The organism is Pseudomonas sp. JY-Q (assembly GCF_001655295.1).
Classification (GTDB): domain Bacteria; phylum Pseudomonadota; class Gammaproteobacteria; order Pseudomonadales; family Pseudomonadaceae; genus Aquipseudomonas; species Aquipseudomonas alloputida.
The window spans coordinates 5,857,190-5,875,354 of the sequence record NZ_CP011525.1 but is presented as its reverse complement, the minus strand read 5'-3'; the positions used below and the strand labels follow the sequence as shown (position 1 = coordinate 5,875,354).

At 62.6% G+C, this 18,165-nt stretch carries 18 protein-coding genes; 9 read left to right on the top strand and 9 right to left on the bottom strand.

Annotated elements, in window-relative coordinates; genetic code table 11:
* Positions 1 to 60: 60 nt before the first annotated feature.
* Together AA098_RS26410 and AA098_RS26405 are read right to left on the bottom strand one after the other, a co-directional pair.
* Positions 61 to 444, bottom strand: a complete 384-nt coding sequence (locus AA098_RS26410; RefSeq protein WP_003255824.1) for a PaaI family thioesterase — start codon at positions 442 to 444, stop codon at positions 61 to 63.
* On the bottom strand, positions 444 to 2,768 hold the full coding sequence (locus AA098_RS26405) for a Tex family protein (protein ID WP_004576371.1): 2,325 nt from the start codon (positions 2,766 to 2,768) through the stop codon (positions 444 to 446). Before AA098_RS26405 ends, AA098_RS26410 begins: the two co-directional genes overlap by 1 nt.
* Before the next feature lie 217 nt (positions 2,769 to 2,985).
* On the opposite strand from AA098_RS26405, the gene ompR reads away from it, so the two are divergent.
* Both ompR and AA098_RS26395 read left to right on the top strand, forming a co-directional pair.
* Entirely contained in the window at positions 2,986 to 3,726 is a 741-nt protein-coding gene (ompR, locus tag AA098_RS26400; RefSeq protein WP_003255821.1) for a two-component system response regulator OmpR, read from the top strand.
* A 13-nt stretch (positions 3,727 to 3,739) separates the two neighbouring features.
* Positions 3,740 to 5,053 carry an ATP-binding protein gene (locus AA098_RS26395; RefSeq protein WP_003255819.1) on the top strand — a complete coding sequence of 438 codons (1,314 nt, stop codon included), beginning with the start codon at positions 3,740 to 3,742 and terminating at the stop codon, positions 5,051 to 5,053.
* A gap of 97 nt (positions 5,054 to 5,150) precedes the next feature.
* On the opposite strand, the gene rimK is transcribed toward AA098_RS26395, so the two are convergent.
* Entirely contained in the window at positions 5,151 to 6,056 is a 906-nt protein-coding gene (gene rimK, locus AA098_RS26390) for a 30S ribosomal protein S6--L-glutamate ligase (protein WP_003255817.1), read from the bottom strand.
* A complete protein-coding gene (locus AA098_RS26385) occupies positions 6,053 to 6,535 on the bottom strand; it encodes an ATP-dependent zinc protease (RefSeq protein WP_004576370.1) in 483 nt (160 codons plus the stop codon). The genes rimK and AA098_RS26385 overlap by 4 nt, the downstream gene beginning before the upstream one ends.
* A 109-nt stretch (positions 6,536 to 6,644) precedes the next feature.
* Between AA098_RS26385 and AA098_RS26380 the strand changes: the two genes are divergently transcribed.
* Entirely contained in the window at positions 6,645 to 7,046 is a 402-nt protein-coding gene (locus AA098_RS26380; RefSeq protein WP_014755033.1) for an RNA-binding S4 domain-containing protein, read from the top strand.
* A gap of 27 nt (positions 7,047 to 7,073) precedes the next feature.
* Here the strand turns inward: AA098_RS26380 and AA098_RS26375 are convergent, their stop codons facing one another.
* Positions 7,074 to 7,868: a phosphatase PAP2 family protein gene (locus AA098_RS26375; protein ID WP_004576368.1), complete on the bottom strand. Its 795-nt coding sequence runs from the start codon at positions 7,866 to 7,868 to the stop codon at positions 7,074 to 7,076.
* A 120-nt stretch (positions 7,869 to 7,988) separates the two neighbouring features.
* Here AA098_RS26375 and hslO point away from each other — a divergent pair, with 120 nt between their 5' ends.
* The 3 genes from hslO (at position 7,989) to AA098_RS26360 (ending at position 11,331) form a co-directional block, all read left to right on the top strand.
* The gene (gene hslO, locus AA098_RS26370; protein WP_064615112.1) at positions 7,989 to 8,888 is read left to right on the top strand and encodes an Hsp33 family molecular chaperone HslO; all 900 of its coding nucleotides are present in this window, start codon (positions 7,989 to 7,991) and stop codon (positions 8,886 to 8,888) included.
* A gap of 179 nt (positions 8,889 to 9,067) precedes the next feature.
* A complete protein-coding gene (locus AA098_RS26365) occupies positions 9,068 to 10,609 on the top strand; it encodes a phosphoenolpyruvate carboxykinase (RefSeq protein WP_003255806.1) in 1,542 nt (513 codons plus the stop codon).
* 281 nt (positions 10,610 to 10,890) lie between these two features.
* Entirely contained in the window at positions 10,891 to 11,331 is a 441-nt protein-coding gene (locus AA098_RS26360; protein ID WP_003255804.1) for a thioesterase family protein, read from the top strand.
* Positions 11,332 to 11,387: 56 nt separating this feature from the next.
* On the opposite strand, the gene AA098_RS26355 is transcribed toward AA098_RS26360, so the two are convergent.
* The 3 genes from AA098_RS26355 to fdhD form a co-directional block, all read right to left on the bottom strand.
* Positions 11,388 to 11,870 (bottom strand): glycine zipper domain-containing protein, encoded by a 483-nt coding sequence (locus AA098_RS26355; RefSeq protein ID WP_003255803.1) that lies wholly within the window; start codon positions 11,868 to 11,870, stop codon positions 11,388 to 11,390.
* A gap of 196 nt (positions 11,871 to 12,066) precedes the next feature.
* Positions 12,067 to 14,412 (bottom strand): FdhF/YdeP family oxidoreductase, encoded by a 2,346-nt coding sequence (locus tag AA098_RS26350; protein WP_060545256.1) that lies wholly within the window; start codon positions 14,410 to 14,412, stop codon positions 12,067 to 12,069.
* A 5-nt stretch (positions 14,413 to 14,417) separates the two neighbouring features.
* A complete protein-coding gene (gene fdhD / locus AA098_RS26345) occupies positions 14,418 to 15,248 on the bottom strand; it encodes a formate dehydrogenase accessory sulfurtransferase FdhD (protein WP_003255800.1) in 831 nt (276 codons plus the stop codon).
* 175 nt (positions 15,249 to 15,423) lie between these two features.
* On the opposite strand from fdhD, the gene lysM reads away from it, so the two are divergent.
* Positions 15,424 to 15,864, top strand: coding sequence for a peptidoglycan-binding protein LysM (gene lysM / locus AA098_RS26340; protein ID WP_004575933.1), 441 nt, complete (start codon positions 15,424 to 15,426; stop codon positions 15,862 to 15,864).
* A gap of 111 nt (positions 15,865 to 15,975) precedes the next feature.
* Here the strand turns inward: lysM and yrfG are convergent, their stop codons facing one another.
* Complete coding sequence (gene yrfG, locus AA098_RS26335; RefSeq protein ID WP_003255795.1) at positions 15,976 to 16,638, bottom strand: GMP/IMP nucleotidase; 663 nt, start codon at positions 16,636 to 16,638, stop codon at positions 15,976 to 15,978.
* A gap of 64 nt (positions 16,639 to 16,702) precedes the next feature.
* Here yrfG and nudE point away from each other — a divergent pair, with 64 nt between their 5' ends.
* Complete coding sequence (nudE, locus tag AA098_RS26330; protein ID WP_003255794.1) at positions 16,703 to 17,269, top strand: ADP compounds hydrolase NudE; 567 nt, start codon at positions 16,703 to 16,705, stop codon at positions 17,267 to 17,269.
* Positions 17,266 to 18,084, top strand: coding sequence for a 3'(2'),5'-bisphosphate nucleotidase CysQ (cysQ, locus tag AA098_RS26325; protein WP_003255792.1), 819 nt, complete (start codon positions 17,266 to 17,268; stop codon positions 18,082 to 18,084). The genes nudE and cysQ overlap by 4 nt, the downstream gene beginning before the upstream one ends.
* The last annotated feature ends 81 nt before the right edge of the window (positions 18,085 to 18,165 follow it).

The window sequence follows — 18,165 nt, the reverse complement described above, 5'->3', positions numbered from 1 at the left end:
TTACGCGGTTCCAGCAGTGCCAGCGCACTGCTGAAAATACCGCAGATACTGCTTGGTGAGCTAGAGAACCGCGAAGGTTCCTTGCGCTTTGGCCACCAGCTTGTCGCCCTGAACTACGTCAGCGTCGACCACCAGGGTGCGCCGCCCGGCGTGCAGCACGCGGGCGGTGCACAGCACTTCGCCGTCGCTGACGGCACGCATGTAGTTGATCTTGCACTCGATGGTGACGCTTTGCTGGTCAAAGCCATGGCTGGCCGAGCAGGCCAGGCCCATGGCGATATCCACCAGGCTGAAGATCGCCCCGCCGTGCAGCTTCTGGCCACGGTTGCGCAACTGGGGCTCCAGCGCAAGGGCTACCTCGGCAACACCGGTGTCCAGGTGTTGCAGGCGGCAGCCCAGCAGTTGGCTGAAGGCGCTTTCGACGTATTCGCGTGGTACGTCCATTACTTCTTCTTCAATTGCTTGGCGTTGGCGAACAGCGAGGCCATGGCATTGTTGGCCGGCGCAGCCGTGGCGGTTTCACGCTGGCGCGGTGCCTGCTGCTGGCGGCTGCCACCATTGCCGCGGTTACCACCGCGGTTGCCTTCGACCTTCTCGCCCGGGGTGTCGCTCATGCGCATGGACAGGCCGACGCGTTTGCGCGGGATGTCCACTTCCATGACCTTGACCTTGACCACATCGCCGGCCTTGACCGCTTCACGCGGGTCTTTGACGAACTTCTCCGACAGCGCCGAGATATGCACCAGGCCATCCTGGTGCACGCCGATGTCGACGAAGGCACCGAAGTTGGTAACGTTGGTCACCACGCCTTCGAGGATCATGCCCGGTTCCAGGTCCTTGAGGTCTTCGACGCCGTCCTGGAAGGTGGCGGTCTTGAACTCCGGACGCGGGTCGCGGCCGGGCTTGTCCAGCTCTTGCAGGATGTCGGTGACAGTTGGCAGGCCGAAGGTTTCGTCGGTGAACTTTTTCGGGTCCAGGCGCTTGAGGAAGCTGCTGTCACCAATCAGCGAGCGGATGTCGCGGTCGGTATCGGCAGCAATGCGCTGCACCAGCGGGTAAGCCTCAGGGTGCACCGCAGAGGCGTCCAGCGGGTTGTCGCCGTTCATCACACGCAGGAAGCCGGCGGCCTGCTCGAAGGTTTTCTCACCCAGGCGGCTAACCTTTTTCAGCGCTGCACGGGTGGCAAACGGACCATTGGCATCGCGGTGGGCGACGATGTTCTGTGCCAGCGTGGCATTGAGGCCGGAGATGCGCGTCAGCAGCGCCACCGAAGCGGTGTTCACGTCCACGCCCACGGCGTTCACACAGTCCTCGACCACCGCGTCCAGGCCACGTGCCAGTTTCAGCTGGGACACGTCGTGCTGGTACTGGCCGACACCGATGGATTTCGGATCGATCTTCACCAGTTCGGCCAGCGGATCCTGCAGGCGACGGGCGATCGACACGGCGCCGCGGATCGACACGTCCAGGTCCGGGAACTCGCGGGCGGCCAGTTCCGATGCCGAGTACACCGAAGCACCGGCTTCGGAGACCATGATCTTGGTGATTTTGAGGGCTGGATATTTCTTGACCAGCTCGGCCACCAGCTTGTCGCTTTCGCGGCTGGCGGTGCCGTTGCCGATGGCGATCAGCTCCACCGAGTGCTTGGCGCACAGTGCGGCCATGATTGAAATGGTGCGGTCCCAATCGTTCTTCGGCGCGTGCGGGTAGACCGTGGTGTGGTCCAGCAGCTTGCCGGTTGCGTCGACCACGGCGATCTTGCAGCCGGTGCGCAGGCCCGGGTCGAAGCCCAGGGTGGCGCGCGGGCCGGCCGGTGCGGCCAGCAACAGGTCGTGCAGGTTGTGGGCGAACACGTTGATCGCCTCGCCTTCGGCATTGTCACGCAGCTCGCCGAACAGGTCGGTCTCCAGGTGGGTGTACAGCTTGACCTTCCAGGTCCAGCGCACCACTTCTCCCAGCCACTTGTCGGCGGGTCGGCTGCGGTTTTCGATGCCGACGTGGTTGCCGATCATCAGTTCGCATGGGTGCAGGGTGCCGGGCAGTTCTTCGCCGACCTTCAGCGAGACGCTCAACACGCCTTCGTTGCGCCCGCGGAAGATCGCCAGGGCACGGTGCGATGGCGCAGTACGCAGCAGCTCGTCATGAGCGAAGTAGTCGCGGAACTTGGCGCCTTCTTCTTCCTTGCCAGCCACGACGCGGGCGCTGAGCACGGCTTCCTGCTTGAGATAGCTGCGCAGCTTGTCGAGCAGGGCGGCGTCTTCGGCAAAGCGCTCCATCAGGATGTATTTGGCGCCTTCCAGCGCGGCCTTGACGTCGGCTACGCCCTTTTCGACGTTGACGAAGCGTGCGGCTTCGCTTTCCGGGGCCAGGGTCGGGTCGTTGAACAGGCCATCGGCCAGTTCGCCGAGGCCGGCTTCCAGAGCGATCTGGCCCTTGGTGCGGCGTTTCTGCTTGTAGGGCAGGTAAAGGTCTTCGAGGCGGGTCTTGGTGTCGGCCAGCTTGATCTCGCGGGCCAGTTCCGGGGTCAGCTTGCCCTGTTCCTCGATGCTGGAAAGGATGCTGGCGCGGCGCTCGTCGAGTTCGCGCAGGTAGCGCAGGCGCTCTTCCAGGTGGCGCAACTGAGTGTCGTCAAGGCTACCGGTCACTTCCTTGCGGTAGCGGGCGATGAAGGGCACGGTCGAGCCTTCGTCCAACAGGCTCACGGCCGCCTCGACCTGCTGCGGGCGTACGCCCAGTTCCTCGGCGATACGGCTGTTGATGCTGTCCATGTAAACCACCTGACATTTGTGAATACGGGGGTCGCCTGTGGGCTTTTTGCCCGGCGGCGCTGGATGAAAGCCGCGCATTATACCCATCGCAAACGGCTTGCGGTGATGGCGCCCGGCCAGCCGGAACTGGCGCCGGGGGAAAAATCTGCTAACAATGCTCACGCAACGTGCAGCAATGGCTACGCCATAATGCGCGGCGATATCAGAGGAGTTATTCATGACCGGCACGCCAAACACCGCTGAAGGTGACAAGATTCTCATCGTCGACGACGATCCGGGGCTTAGCAGCCTGCTGGAACGTTTCTTCACCAGCAAGGGCTACCGTGCCCGTGCAGTGCCCAACACCGAGCAGATGGATCGCCTGCTGCAGCGCGAGGTGTTCAACCTGGTGGTGCTCGACCTGATGCTGCCAGGCGAGGATGGTCTGTCCGCCTGCAAGCGCCTGCGCCAGCAGAACAACCAGATCCCGATCATCATGCTGACCGCCAAGGGCGACGAGCTCAGCCGCATCAAGGGCCTGGAGCTGGGCGCCGACGACTACCTGGGCAAACCGTTCAACCCGGACGAACTGATGGCCCGGGTCAAGGCGGTGCTGCGTCGCCAGGCGCCGAGCGTGCCGGGAGCGCCGGGCAGCGAAGACGAGTCGGTCACCTTCGGCGACTATGAACTGTCGCTGGCCACCCGCGAGCTCAAGCGCGGCAACGAAGTGCACATGCTAACCACCGGCGAGTTCGCCGTGCTCAAGGCCCTGGTGATGCACGCCCGGGAGCCGTTGACCCGCGACAAGCTGATGAACCTGGCGCGCGGCCGCGAATGGGATGCGCTGGAGCGCTCCATCGATGTGCAGATCTCACGCCTGCGTCGCATGATCGAGCCGGACCCGTCCAAGCCGCGTTACATCCAGACCGTCTGGGGCGTCGGCTACGTGTTCGTACCGGACGGAAACGCCGGAAAATGATGCCTGAACGTCGATGAAAACACCGCTCTGGTTTCCGCAAAGTTTCTTCGCCCGCACCCTGTGGCTGGTGTTGATCGTCGTTCTGTTCTCCAAGGCGCTGACCCTGGTCTACCTGCTGATGAACGAGGACGTGCTGGTCGACCGTCAGTACAGCCATGGTGTAGCGCTGACCTTGCGCGCCTATTGGGCCGCCGACGAAGAAAACCGCGACAAGATCGCCGAGGCGGCAGGCCTTATCCGGGTGACCGGCTCGGGTGTGCCCGAAGGCGAGCAGCATTGGCCCTACAGTGAAATCTACCAACGGCAGATGCAGGCCGAGCTGGGTGACGACACCGAAGTGCGGCTGCGCATTCATGCACCGCCCGCGTTGTGGGTCAATGCGCCAAGCCTGGGGCCGGGTTGGCTGAAAGTGCCGCTGTACCCGCACCCATTGCGTGGGCAGAAGATCTGGAACGTGCTGGGCTGGTTCCTGGCCATTGGCTTGTTGTCCACAGCATCGGCGTGGATTTTTGTGCGTCAGCTCAACCAGCCGCTCAAACGCTTGGTATTCGCCGCCCGCCAGCTTGGCCAGGGGCGCAGTGTGCGCCTGCCGATCAGCGATACCCCCAGCGAGATGACCGAGGTGTACAAGGCGTTCAACCAGATGGCCGAGGATGTCGAGCAGGCCGGGCGCGAGCGCGAGTTGATGCTGGCCGGGGTTTCCCACGACTTGCGCACGCCACTGACGCGCCTGCGTCTGTCGCTGTCCTTGCTGAACAGCGACAACGAGCTGAGCGATGACATGGTTCGCGATATCGAGGACATGGACGCGATTCTCGATCAGTTCCTGGCCTTCATCCGCGATGGCCGTGACGAGCCGGTGGAAGAGGTCGACCTTGCTGACTTGGTGCGTGAGGTGGTGGCTCCGTACAACCAGCCGGAAGAGCGTGTGCGCCTGTGCCTGGAGCCGATTCCACCGTTCCCGCTGCGCCGGGTTTCGCTCAAGCGCATGCTGGGCAACCTGATCGGCAACGCCCTGCACCATGCTGGCAAGGGGGTCGAGGTGGCTGCCTATGTATCAGGTGATGAGAGTGCGCCGTATGTGGTGCTCAGTGTGCTGGACCGGGGCACCGGTATCGACGAGTCGGAGCTGGAAACCATTTTCAACCCGTTCATTCGCGGTGACCGGGCGCGGGGCGGCAAGGGCACCGGGTTGGGGCTGGCGATCGTGAAGCGGATTGCTGCGCAACATGGCGGGAACGTGGAGTTGCGTAACCGGTCTGGCGGCGGGATCGAGGCGCGGGTCAGGTTGCCGCTGGGGCTGCTGCTGCCGCGTAATGCTGTGTGAGGCTCACTGGCCTCTTCGCGGTTAAAGCCGCTCCTACAGGGACTCTGCAATACCTGTGGCAGCGGCTTAGCCGCGAAGAGGCGGGCACAGGCTTGAATCAGCCTTTGCCCTTGGTCCGGGTCTGATTGGGCCCGCCATTCTTCTCCAGGTGCTCGATGATCATCCCGGCGACGTTCTTGCCGGTGGTGACTTCAATGCCCTCCAGCCCTGGCGACGAGTTTACCTCCATCACCAACGGCCCGTGGTTGGAACGCAGGATATCCACACCCGCCACGCTCAACCCCATCACCTTGGCCGCCCGAATGGCGGTGATGCGCTCTTCAGGGGTGATTTTTATCAGGCTGGCGACGCCACCCCGGTGCAGGTTGGAGCGGAACTCGCCCGGTTTGGCCTGACGCTTCATCGAGGCAATCACTTTGTCGCCTACCACGAAGCATCGGATATCTGCGCCACCGGCCTCCTTGATGTACTCCTGCACCATGATGTTCTGCTTGAGGCCCATGAACGCTTCGATCACCGACTCGGCCGCCTGGGGGGTTTCGCACAGCACCACGCCAATGCCCTGGGTGCCTTCCAGTACCTTGATCACCAGCGGGGCACCGTTGACCATCTGGATCAAGTCGGGGATGTCATCCGGCGAGTGGGCGAAACCGGTGATCGGCAAGCCGATGCCGCGCCGCGACAACAGCTGCAACGAGCGCAGCTTGTCGCGCGAGCGGGCAATGGCTACCGACTCGTTGAGCGGGTAGACGCCCATCATTTCGAACTGGCGCAGCACCGCGCAGCCATAGAACGTAACCGAAGCACCTATGCGCGGGATCACGGCATCGAAGCCTTCCAGCGGCTTGCCGCGGTAGTGGATCTGCGGCTTGTGGCTGGCAATGTTCATGTATGCCCGCAGGGTATCGATCACCACCATTTCGTGGCCACGCTGGGTACCGGCTTCGACCAGGCGGCGGGTGGAATACAGACGCGGATTGCGCGACAGCACAGCGATCTTCATGCAGCACCTGTGACAGGGGAAAGGGTGGCCGGGAAGGCCGGTTTGTCTTGTACGTATTTCAGGCCTGGGTTCACTACCAGCTGGCCGTGTATCAGGGCCTTGGAGCCAAGCAACAGGCGGTAGCGCATGTTCTTGCGGCAGGCCAGGGTGAACTCCACCTCCCACACACCATCACCCAGCGCCAGTGACGTGCGGATGACGTAGCGGGTCTGGGCGTGGCCGTTGGAGCTCTTGATGGTCTTCATCGTCACCAACGGTGCCTCGCAGCGGCGGTGGCGCAACTGCACCACCGAGCCCAGGTGCGCAGTGAAGCGAACCCAGGGCTGGCCGTCGCGCTCGAAGGGTTCCACTTCGGTGGCATGCAGGCTCGACGTGCTGGCACCGGTGTCGATCTTGGCGCGCAGCCCGGCCACGCCGAGGTCAGGCAGGGCGACCCACTCGCGCAGGCCGATCACAGTCAAATGGTCAAATGTCTTCACGAAGCGCACCCTGCGAATGAGGTGGAGAACTTTAAGCACGGCGGGGACTTTTTGCATCCGTATGTGAAGGTAGTACAGTTCGATGAAAGACAGAATCCGAGGTAACGGGATGGCACAAAAAGCCGAAGACGACGACAAGGTTCGCCTGGACAAATGGTTGTGGGCGGCGCGTTTCTACAAGACGCGAGCGCTGGCCAAGGCGGCGATCGAGAGTGGCAAGGTGCATTGCCGGGGCGAGCGTTGCAAGCCGGGCAAAGAGCCGCGAGTGGGCGACGCGTTCGTGCTGCGTACCGGCTTCGATGAGCGCACGGTGGTGGTGAAGGCGCTGTCGGTGGTGCGTCGTGGTGCCCCAGAGGCGCAGGCGTTGTACGAGGAAACCGAAGAAAGTGTGCGTCGCCGTGAACAGGCGGCTGAGATGCGTAAGGCCGGGGCCATGGGCGTGACCACCGATGGCCGGCCGACCAAGAAGCAGCGGCGGCAGATTCACCAGCTGCATGGAAGTTACGATTGAATGGGGCTGCTGCGCAGCCCCAGGAATCTAGCGCAACACCGCCATTCGTCCGACCAGCGGTAACGTGGACAGCAGCTTGAACAACGGCGCTGTCCAGCGCATCAACGCCTCGCTGCCTTTGGCCGCCAGGGGCGTGTAGTAGCTCCAGCCCAACGCCAGTACGGCCATCAGCAAGCCGCCGATGTAGTCGTCCTGCCCCCAGTGGGCACCGGCCACCAGGCGCGGCAGCATGAACAGCGCTGCGAGCCCCCAGACCACTAGGTATTGCACAAGGCGGCGGCTGAACACGCTCATGAACAGCGCCCAGATCAGCAGCACCGAGGCGTGATCACCCGGGAAACTTTTGCTGGAACGGTCCTTGAGTTCCCAGGCCGCCTCCAGGTTCGGGTAATAGTCACTCAGGTGCACGACATCGTCGAAGATCATCGATGGGCTCTTGTGTTGCCACCCGGCTGCATCCACCCACTTGGAAAACAGCGCGCGAATCACCACTAAGAGGAGTAGCGTGACCAGAAAGCCGAAAAATGCCTGGCGAACCTGAGCGGCCTTGAACACCCAGTCACCACGAATGAGCACAGCGAGCAGGATCAGGCCGACGACGATGTCGAACGGGCGTAGGCTGCCGATGGTCCAGATGTAGCGCCAGGTGGTGCTATCGGCCAGCGGCGCGTTCAGGCTGCGGAACAGCCACTCGTCGAAAGTCAGGCACAGGATCTGGCCAAAAGGCCATAACCAGAAACACAGTAGAGCGATGGGAAGCAGCGTACAGGCTGCCAATGGCCCCCAGGACCACCTTGCTTGGAACAGTGGTCGATTGTCCATAAAATACCTCTATTGCAAACAGGAATCGGAGCGCCTTGTGAGCGCTCTGTCACGGGTTCTCGCCGATTCTCGACAACCCTTGTAACCATTTTGTCATCATTTTTTAGATAGCCGAAACCTATGAGCGATTTGCCTGGTACAGATTTCACCCAACGTTTCCTCTTCGACGAGCGCGATGTGCGCGGCGAGTGGGTGTCTCTCGATGACAGCTACGCCGCAGTGTTGGCGCGTCATGAGTACCCCCAGCCGGTCAAGGTGCTGCTCGGTGAGTTGATGGCCGCCACCGCCTTGCTGGTGGGTGCGATGAAGTTCGATGGCTTGCTGATTCTGCAGGCGCGTTCGGCTGGGCCGATTCCGCTGCTGATGGTGGAATGCTCCAGCGACCGCGAGATCCGCGGCATGGCCCGCTACGAAGCGGACCAGATTTCGGCTGATGCCACCCTGTCGCAGCTGATGCCCGACGGCCACCTGACCCTGACCATCGACCCGGTCAAGGGCCAGCGCTATCAGGGGACCGTCGACCTCGATGGCGCCAACCTGTCGGAATGTTTCACCAGCTACTTCGTCCAGTCGCAGCAGCTCAATACCCGTTTCTGGCTCAATGCCGCAGGCGGCAAGGCCCGTGGGCTGTTGCTGCAGCAACTGCCGCGTGATCGCCAGCCGGATGATGAAGAGCGCGAAGACAGCTGGCAGCACGTGGTGGCCCTGGCCAAGACGCTCAAGCCTGAAGAGTGGACAGAGGGCAACGAAACGCTGCTGCACCGCCTGTACCACGAAGACGCCGTGCGCCTGTTCGATATCCAGCCACTGCGCTTCAATTGCAGCTGTTCGCGGGAACGCTCCGGCAATGCGCTGGTCAGTCTGGGCGAACACGACGCCAAGGCGCTGGTGGACGAATGTGGCGGGACGGTAGAGATCGATTGCCAGTTCTGCAACGAGCGCTACTTCTTCGATGCCAGCGATGTGGCGCAACTGTTTGCGGGTGGCGGTACTGACGTGGCCTCAGAAACTCGTCACTGAAACGTTAAATCACAGGATAATCTCCTGTCGAATTGCGCAAAAGCGCAGTTCTGACAGGAGGGGCCTACTTTTTTTGGGCGTTTCTGGCATAATCCGGCCACTTTTTTCGCTGTAGTAGTTTTTTCAAGACAACTACAAAACGTTTGGAGCACTCGGCCTCGGGCCGGATGGGGTATCTCATGACGCAAGCCAACAACACCGTGTACACCGACCTGAGCGTCGATGAGCTGGTAAAAGAAGCGCTGCAACGCGGTGAAGGCGTACTAGCCGATACTGGCGCACTGGTCGTGGAGACTGGTCACCGTACTGGCCGCTCGCCGGCTGACCGTTTCATCGTCGAAGAACCTTCCACCCAGGACGCCATTTCCTGGGGCCCGATCAACCGCAAGTTCCCGGCTGACAAGTTCGATGCCCTGTGGGCTCGCGTCGAGGCGTTCAACAACGCCCAGGATCACTTCGTTTCCTATGTTCACGTAGGGGCCGCAGCCGAGCACTACCTGCCGGTGAAGATGACCACCCAGACTGCCTGGCAGAACCTGTTCGGTCGTTGCCTGTTCATCAACCCGGAGCAGTTCAACCCGGCTGGCCGCGACCAGTGGCAGATCCTCAACGTCGCCAACTTCGTGTGCGAGCCTGAGCGTGACGGCACCAACTCCGACGGTTGCGTGATCATCAACTTCGCCCAGAAGAAAGTGCTGATCGCTGGCATGCGCTACGCCGGCGAAATGAAGAAAGCCATGTTCTCGGTGCAGAACTTCCTGCTGCCGGCTGCCGACGTACTGCCAATGCACTGCGCAGCCAACATCGGCGAAGAAGGCGATGTGACCTTGTTCTTCGGCTTGTCCGGTACTGGCAAGACCACCCTTTCGGCTGACGAAAGCCGTTACCTGATCGGTGACGACGAGCACGGTTGGGGCGAAGGCGTTGTCTTCAACATGGAAGGCGGCTGCTACGCCAAGTGCATCGACTTGTCCGAAAAGAACGAGCCGGTCATCTGGAAAGCCATCAAGCACGGCGCAGTACTGGAAAACGTCGTTCTCGACGCCAACAAGCACGCCGACTACACCGACGTCAGCCTGACTCAGAACAGCCGTGCGGCCTACCCGCTGGAGCACGTTGCCAAGCGTTCGGAAGCGAACCTGGGCGGCGAGCCTAACGCAGTGATCTTCCTCACCTGCGACCTGACAGGTGTTCTGCCTCCGGTTTCGATCCTGAACAACGAGCAGGCGGCCTACCACTTCCTGTCCGGCTACACCGCGCTGGTCGGTTCCACTGAAATGGGCTCGGGCGGCGGCATCAAGTCGACCTTCTCCACCTGCTTCGGCGCACCGTTCTTCCCGCGTCCGGCTGGCGAGTACGCTGAGCTGCTGATCAAGCGTATCAATGGTTTCAACTCCAAGGTCTACCTGGTCAACACCGGCTGGACTGGTGGTGGCTACGGCGTTGGCAAGCGCTTCAGCATCCCCACCACCCGTGCCGTGATCGCTGCCATCCAGAGCGGCGCATTGGTCGGTGCCGAAACCGAGCACCTGGACATCATCAACCTGGACGTGCCGAAGGCCGTTCCGGGCGTTGAAACCGAACTGCTCAACCCGCGCACCAACTGGGCTGACAAAGCGGCCTACGACGAGGCTGCCAAAGGTCTGGCCAAGCTGTTCATCGAAAACTTCAAGAAGTTCGAAGTTTCCGACGCCATCAAAGCCGCTGGCCCGCAGCTGTAAGCCGAGCCCAGCCGCAACGAGAAAGCCGCCCCCAGGGGCGGCTTTTTTGTGGATGCGGGTTTACCCGCGAAAGGGCCGGGCCTGCTGGCCAATTTCCACCCGTGGTTCACCGTCGCAGCCGCCATCGTATTCGCGGGTAAACCCGCTCCTACACACTGATCGGTGGTGGGCGCAGGCCGTTGTAGGAGCGGGCTTGCCCGCGAAGGGGCCCGCATAGGCAGCGAAAGTCTGTTTTTTCTGTTTCACTGTCGGCATCCATAGCGAAGACAAGAGCCAGCCAGATGACCGAAGCCCCTCAGCGCACTGCCTTCTCCCACTTCCACCCGATCCTCACCCGCCCCCAGGACAACGACCTGAACGGCCACATCGCCGGTGCAACGGTGCACGGTTTTTTTGAAACCGCGATCCAGGCGTTTCTCGTCGAGCAGGCCGAACTGGACCTGCGGCACGGTGAACTGGCCGCCTTCGTGGTCAGTTCGGCTGCGGATTTCTACGCGCTACCGGGCTTCCCGGATTTGTTGGAGGTGGGGTTGGGAGTGACGCGACTGGCGGGCAGCACGGTAGAGTACCGGCTGGCGCTGTATCGCCCGGGCGAACCGGAGGCGTGCGCAGCAGGCACGGTAGTGCAGGTGTTCATCGAGCGCGACAGTGGCCGGCCTGTGGCGTTGCCAGAGGCGCTGCAGGTGATTCTGTCCGGCCTCGTGCTGGAGCGGCAGGCATAAAAAAGCCCCGCTGGCAGGGGCGGGGCTTTTGTTGCCGGGGGCAGGGCCCTCAGGCGTTAGTCGCGCCAGTGGCGCTTGTGCTTGCGGTGGCCATAGTGGTGACCACGGTCCCAGTGACGACGGTCGTCGTCGTAGCCGCGACGATAGCGGCGGCCATCGCGGTAATCGTCTTCGTCGGCCTCTTTGCCCAGGTAGTTACCCAGCGCACCACCGGCACCACCGCCGGCTGCCGCGCCAATGTAGCTACCCGTGGTGCCGCCCACGGAGCGACCGACCACGTTACCACCTGCAGCGCCCAGCGCGCCGCCGATAGCGGCCTCACCACGCTGGCGTTTGTCTGCGCCCAGGGCGCCACCTGCCGCACCGCCCAGACCGGCACCAATGGCGCCGCCGGTGCTGCCACCGATGGAGTTGCCCACGACAGAGCCCAGTACCCCACCCAATGCGCCGCCAATGCCGGCCTCGGTGGTGCCGCCTGCCATGGCAACGCCGCTGAGCAAGCTGAAAGACAACAACAGAATCGAGGAGTACTTCTTCATCAAGAGAGCCTCATAGGGATGACGAGGCGAATTTGAGGCTAAGAGACGTGGCTGGCAACGGAAATCCGACGAGTAACACGAGTTGTACACAATTCTCTAACTTGCTGTATTTACTATGAAACTTTATCGTTTTTAGGCTGTCTGAGACCTTTATGACAAAGCCCTGAGCCGCCACGGAACAGGGCTTTTTTCATTTTTACAGGATACGCCCGTCCTCGCGCGCACGCTCCAGCTTGATGGCAATGAACTTCGATGTTGGCGTATGGCTACCAACACCAATGCTCTCCAGTGGCACCAGCGGGTTCACCTCCGGGTAATACGCCGCCGCCTGCCCGGCAGGTATGTCGAAGGCCAGCAGGGTAAAGCCTTGCACCCGGCGCACATGTTCATCCCCCCACAGCGAAACGATGTCGACCTTCTGCCCCGGCTGGAAGCCCAGGCGGATGATGTCGGCTTCGTTGGCGAACAGCACCTCGCGTTGGCCGCGCACACCGCGGTAGCGGTCGTCCAGGCCGTAGATAGTGGTGTTGTACTGATCGTGCGAGCGCATCGATTGCATGATCAAGTCTGGCAACTGGCCGCTGGCCCGTACGCGTTCGTCAAGCAGCGTGTCGGGCAGCAGGTTGGCCTTGAAGTTGGCGCGGCCGGTGCTGGTCGCCCATTCGCGGCTGGCCGCGCTGTTGCCCAGATAGAAGCCACCCGGATTACGCAGGCGCTGGTTAAAGCCGCTGAAACCGGCAATGGTGTCGCCGATCAGATCGCGAATGCGGTCGTAGTCGGCCACCAGCCAGTGCCAGTCCACCGGTTGCTTGCCCAGCGTGGCGGCGGCGATGCCAGCGATCACTGCAGGTTCCGAGCGCATTTGCGTCGACAGCGGCTTCAGCTGGCCGTTGGAAGCGTGGACCATGCTGAACGAGTCTTCCACCGTGACTGCCTGCGGCCCGTCGGCCTGCAGGTCGATGTCGGTGCGGCCCAGGCACGGCAGGATCAGTGCCTGCTTGCCATGGACCAGGTGGCTACGGTTGAGCTTGGTGCTGATGTGCACGGTCAGCTCGCAGTTGCGCAGCGCCTGGGCGGTGCGCTCAGTGTCGGGTGTGGCTTGGGCGAAGTTGCCGCCCAAGCCGATGAAAACCTTGGCCCGGCCATTGAGCATCGCGTGAATGGCTTCGACGGTGTTATGGCCATTGCGCCGCGGCACGGGGAAGCCAAAGCGCTTTTCGATGGCATCCAGCAGCGCCTCTGGCGGGCGCTCGTTGATGCCCATGGTGCGGTCACCCTGCACGTTGCTGTGGCCACGCACCGGGCACAGGCCGGCGCCGGGCACGCCGATGTTGCCACGCAGCATCTGCAGGTTGACGATTTCCTGAATGGTCGGCACCGAATGACGGTGTTGGGTGATGCCCATCGCCCAGCACATGATCACCCGCTTGCCGCGGCAGTACATGCGCGCGGCCAGTTCGATATCGGCCAAGGTCAGGCCGGACTGTGCCTGGATGTGCGACCACGGCGTGGCGTCCACCACGGCCAGGTACTCGTCGACGCCATGGCCATGTTCGGCGATGAAGGCGTGGTCGAACACGGCCGGTTCGCCGTTGGCCTGGGCTTCGCGCTCCCATTGCAGGGCGAACTTGGCCATGCCACGCAGCATCGCCATGTCGCCACCCAGGGCCGGGCGGAAGAAGGCGGTGTTGGTCGGACGGTCACTGTTGGTCAGCATTTCCAGTGGGTTCTGGGGGTGCTGGAAGCGCTCCAGACCACGCTCCTTGAGCGGGTTGATGCACACCACCTGGGCGCCACGTTTTACCGCATCGCGCAGTGGGTCGAGCATGCGCGGGTGATTGGTGCCGGGGTTCTGGCCCCAGACAAAAATAGAGTCGGCGTGCTCGAAGTCGTCGAAGGTGACTGTACCCTTGCCGACCCCGACGCTTTGCCCCAATGCCACGCCGCTGGCCTCATGGCACATGTTCGAGCAGTCAGGGAAGTTGTTGGTGCCGTAGGCGCGCACGAACAGTTGGTACAGGTACGCCGCTTCGTTGCTGGCACGTCCCGAGGTATAGAATTCGGCCTGGTCAGGGTTGGCCAGCTTGTTCAGTTCGCGGGCGATCAGGGCGAAGGCGGCATCCCAGCTGATCGGCAGGTAACGGTCGCTGGGTGCGTCGTAGACCATCGGTTCGGTCAGGCGCCCTTGGTACTCCAACCAGTAGTCGCTCTGCTGCAGCAGCGAGGTGACGCTGTAACGGGCGAAGAAGGCTGCATCGACACGGCGCTTGGTAGCTTCCCAGTTCACCGCCTTGGCGCCGTTCTCGCAGAACTTGACCATGCCGCTTTCCGGCGAATCCCCCCAGGCGCAGCCGGGGCAGTCGAAGCCGCCGTTCTGGTTGGTCTTGAGCAGGGCGCGAATGTTCTTCAGCGCGTTATCGCTGCCGACCCATGCCTTGGCCACGCTACGCAGTGCGCCCCAACCGCCGGCGGGACCGTGGTAGGGCTTGTAGCGAGGAGGGGAGGCTGGGGCGTTGTCCGGAAGATGTTGGTACGAGGTCACGACTGTTACGACTCCGCCGCTGGGCTGTAGACCCGCGGTGCGCTGTGCTTGGGCAAATGGATAAGGTTGAGGTTGTGCTTGCGTGCCCATTGCAGGGCAAGGCCGGTGGGCGCTGACAGGCTGACCAGGGTCTGGATGCCGGCACGCAGTACTTTCTGGATCAGCTCCAGGCTGCAGCGGCTGGTGACGATGGCCAAGCCACCCTGGCTGTCGATGCGTTGCCGCAGCAGGGCACCAATCAGTTTGTCGAGGGCGTTGTGCCGGCCGATGTCTTCGCGGCCGAGCAGCAGTTCGCCTTGGCGGTCCATGAACAGTGCTGCATGTACGGCGCCGCAATGCTGGCCCAGTGGCTGGAAGGCGTCGATGCGCTCGCGCAGGCCGACCAGCCACTGGGCCGGGGGCAGGGGCGCACCCGGCAACACGGCCAGATCCGGCAGCGCCTGCTCCAGGGCCTCGACCCCACACAGGCCGCAACCGCTGGTGCCGGCCAGTTGGCGGCGCTGGTTTTTCAGGTTCCAGAACGCCCGGCTGGAGATTTCCAGGTCGGCGTACATTGCCGAGCCGCTGCCGGAAAGCTTGAGGTCGTAGATTTCTGCGGTGCCTTCGACAATGCCGCTGCCGACGCTGAAACCGACCGCGAAGTCTTCCAGATCGGTAGGACTGACCAGCATCACCGCCTGGTTGAGGCCGTTATAGACAATGGCCAGGGCCACTTCCTCGGCCAGCGGGGTGCTGTCGCGTTTGGCGTCGCTGAGCTGGACGTAATCGTAGGTGTTGCTGGCGGCGGGCATGGACAAGGGCGATGAGGCCGCGCAGACCGGAGGCTTGCTGTTCATCGGGGCGCTGAATACCGGCGGCTTTCTGATAGCACAAGCCTAGGCGTGCGGGCCGGCGGCGTCTAATCGCTAGGGTCTATGCCTTGATAGACCGCGTCGATTGGTCGCGCAGGGCGGGAGTGGTAAAGCTGGCCTAGACTCCTGTGTCCAAGGTTTCGTCAACAAGGAGAGCGCAATGAGCCTGTTCAGTTTCGTGAAGGAAGCCGGCGAGAAGTTGATCGACCTGCTGACCCCTGGCAACGCCAATGCCGAAGAGCAGCTTAAGAAACACGTGGAAGCTGTCGGCCTGGGCAACCCCAACATCACGGCCACTGTAGAAGGAGACAAGATCATCCTCAAGGGTGAAGTGGCCAGCCAGGAAGAGAAGGAGAAGATCATCCTGGCGGCGGGCAACATCAGCGGCGTGGCCAGTGTCGAGGACCAGATCACCGTGACCGGGCCGGTAGTCCAGGCGGCAAGGTTCGTCACTGTGAAATCGGGCGACACACTTTCAGCCATTGCCGTGGTCGTGTATGGCAGTGCCAACCAGTACAACAAGATTTTCGAGGCCAACAAGCCGATGCTCAAGCACCCGGACAAGATCTATCCGGGGCAGGTGCTGCGTATTCCTGACTGATCGCTGAAGTCTGTGCCGGCCTCTTCGCGGGCATGCTCGCTCCCACAGGTTGAGCGCCCTCTCACGGCTGGCGCAGTATCTGTAGGAGCGGGTTCACCCGCGAAGAGGGCCTCATAGGCCTACCAGTAACTCCCGGTAATCCTCGACCGCCGCAAACTCTTCAGTATCCCGCGGCCCTGCTTTGCTATCTGGCTGGCGCACCGCCAGCAAGTGCCCCACACCAAACCGCCGTGCACTGCGCAGAATCGCCAGCGTGTCATCAATGAACAGGCTGCGTTCTGGTTCGAAGCCGATATCCGCCTGCAGGGCATCCCAGAACTGCGGGCTTTCCTTCGGGTAGCCATAGTCGTGCGAGCTGATCAGCCGCTCGAAGTACGGTGCCAGCTCCACCCGTTCCAGCTTCAGCGACAGCGAGTCACGGTGGGCATTGGTGATCATCACGACACGCTTGCCGGCCTGGCGAATCGCCGCCAGGAAGGTATCGGCATCCGGGCGCAGGGCAATCAGGTCGGCAATTTCCCGCTTCAGCTCGCGAATGGGCAGGCGTAGCTCGCGGCTCCAGAAGTCCAGGCAGTACCAGTTCAATGTGCCGGCATTGCGTTCGAACAGCGGTTGCAGCTCCATTTCGGCCATGGCCCGGCTAACACCGTGCAGCTCGGCATAGCGCTGGGGCAGGTGGTCCAGCCAGAAGCGGTTGTCGTAATGCAGGTCGAGCAGGGTGCCATCCATGTCCAGCAGGACGGTATCGATGGCAGACCAGGGAAGAACAGGCATGGGAAACTCTCGATCAGTCGGCAAGCCACGGTATAGTAACCCGTTCACGCCAAGGAGCCGCCCCATGCGCCAGAAACCCACCGTACTCAGCCGCGAAATTGTCGCCAGTAGCCGCCTGTTCCGCGTCGAAGCCGTACAGCTGCGCTTCAGCAATGGCGCCGAGCGCACCTATGAGCGCCTGGTGGGCCGGGGTAACGGCTACGGCGCGGTGATGATCGTGGCCATGCTCGATGCCGAGCACGCCGTGCTGGTGGAGGAATACTGCGGTGGCACCGATGAATACGAGCTGTCGTTGCCCAAGGGCCTGATCGAGCCGGGCGAAGACGTGCTGGCGGCAGCCGACCGGGAGCTCAAGGAAGAAGCCGGTTTTGGCGCACGCCAGCTGGAGCACCTGACGGAACTGTCGCTGTCGCCGGGCTACATGAGCCAGAAGATTCAGGTGGTGCTGGCCAGCGACCTGTACGAAGAGCGCCTGGAAGGCGACGAGCCCGAGCCGATGCGGGTCGACAAGGTCAACCTGCGTGAGTTGTCGGCCTTGGCCATGCATCCGCAGTTCACCGAGGGCCGCGCCCTGGCGGCGCTGTACCTGGCCCGTGACCTGCTGATTCAGCGGGGGCTGCTGGAGCTATGAACGACCTGCAACTGATGCACGAAGTGGTCAAGCTGGCGCTGACGGCAGGCGAGGCGATCCTGCCATTCTGGCGCGCCGATGTCGCGGTAACCAACAAGGCCGACGATTCGCCGGTTACCGCCGCCGACCTGGCCGCGCACCGGGTAATTGCCGATGGTCTGCTGGCGCTGGCGCCGCAGATTCCGGTGCTGTCCGAAGAGGACTGCAATATTGCGCTGGCCGAGCGGCAAAGCTGGAGCCGCTGGTGGCTGGTCGATCCGCTGGATGGCACCAAGGAATTCATTGCCGGCAGTGAAGAGTTCACGGTCAACATCGCCCTGATCGAGAACGGCGAGGTGGTGTTTGGCGTGGTGTCGATGCCCACCAATGGGCGCTGCTATTTTGGTGGGCGCGGCATGGGGGCCTGGCGTGCAGATGCCGGTGAGGCAGCCCAGCTGATCCAAGTACGCAACGCACCCGCGCAGGGCGAGCGTTTTACCGTGGTGGCCAGCCGTCGGCATTCCAGCCCGGAGCAGGAAGCGCTGTTGGCCGGCCTTGGGGCTGCGGTGGGCGAGCTGGAGCTGGCCAATATCGGCAGCTCGTTGAAGTTCTGCCTGCTGGCCGAGGGCAGCGCCGATTGTTATCCGCGCCTGGCGCCGACTTCGCAATGGGACACTGCTGCGGCGCAGGGTGTGGTGGAGGGGGCCGGTGGCGAAGTGATCGGGCTGGATGGCTTGCCGTTCCGGTATCCGCCACGCGAGTCGCTGCTCAATCCGCATTTCCTGGCATTGCCTGCCAATGCTGCATGGCGCCAGGCCTTCCTGAACCTCATCTAACTGCCTGGCACGATCCTGTGGGAGCGGCCTTGCGTGGCGAAAGGGCCGCAAAGCGGCCCCGGCAATTCTGGCGGCGAAGCT

Coding starts and splice junctions, on each gene's coding strand:
- AA098_RS26410 (WP_003255824.1), bottom strand. CDS start 444: ATGGACGTACCACGCGAATACGTCGAAAGCGCCTTCAGCCAACTGCTG.
- AA098_RS26405 (WP_004576371.1), bottom strand. CDS start 2,768: ATGGACAGCATCAACAGCCGTATCGCCGAGGAACTGGGCGTACGCCCG.
- ompR (WP_003255821.1), top strand. CDS start 2,986: ATGACCGGCACGCCAAACACCGCTGAAGGTGACAAGATTCTCATCGTC.
- AA098_RS26395 (WP_003255819.1), top strand. CDS start 3,740: ATGAAAACACCGCTCTGGTTTCCGCAAAGTTTCTTCGCCCGCACCCTG.
- rimK (WP_003255817.1), bottom strand. CDS start 6,056: ATGAAGATCGCTGTGCTGTCGCGCAATCCGCGTCTGTATTCCACCCGC.
- AA098_RS26380 (WP_014755033.1), top strand. CDS start 6,645: ATGGCACAAAAAGCCGAAGACGACGACAAGGTTCGCCTGGACAAATGG.
- AA098_RS26375 (WP_004576368.1), bottom strand. CDS start 7,868: ATGGACAATCGACCACTGTTCCAAGCAAGGTGGTCCTGGGGGCCATTG.
- hslO (WP_064615112.1), top strand. CDS start 7,989: ATGAGCGATTTGCCTGGTACAGATTTCACCCAACGTTTCCTCTTCGAC.
- AA098_RS26365 (WP_003255806.1), top strand. CDS start 9,068: ATGACGCAAGCCAACAACACCGTGTACACCGACCTGAGCGTCGATGAG.
- AA098_RS26360 (WP_003255804.1), top strand. CDS start 10,891: ATGACCGAAGCCCCTCAGCGCACTGCCTTCTCCCACTTCCACCCGATC.
- AA098_RS26355 (WP_003255803.1), bottom strand. CDS start 11,870: ATGAAGAAGTACTCCTCGATTCTGTTGTTGTCTTTCAGCTTGCTCAGC.
- fdhD (WP_003255800.1), bottom strand. CDS start 15,248: ATGAACAGCAAGCCTCCGGTCTGCGCGGCCTCATCGCCCTTGTCCATG.
- lysM (WP_004575933.1), top strand. CDS start 15,424: ATGAGCCTGTTCAGTTTCGTGAAGGAAGCCGGCGAGAAGTTGATCGAC.
- yrfG (WP_003255795.1), bottom strand. CDS start 16,638: ATGCCTGTTCTTCCCTGGTCTGCCATCGATACCGTCCTGCTGGACATG.
- nudE (WP_003255794.1), top strand. CDS start 16,703: ATGCGCCAGAAACCCACCGTACTCAGCCGCGAAATTGTCGCCAGTAGC.
- cysQ (WP_003255792.1), top strand. CDS start 17,266: ATGAACGACCTGCAACTGATGCACGAAGTGGTCAAGCTGGCGCTGACG.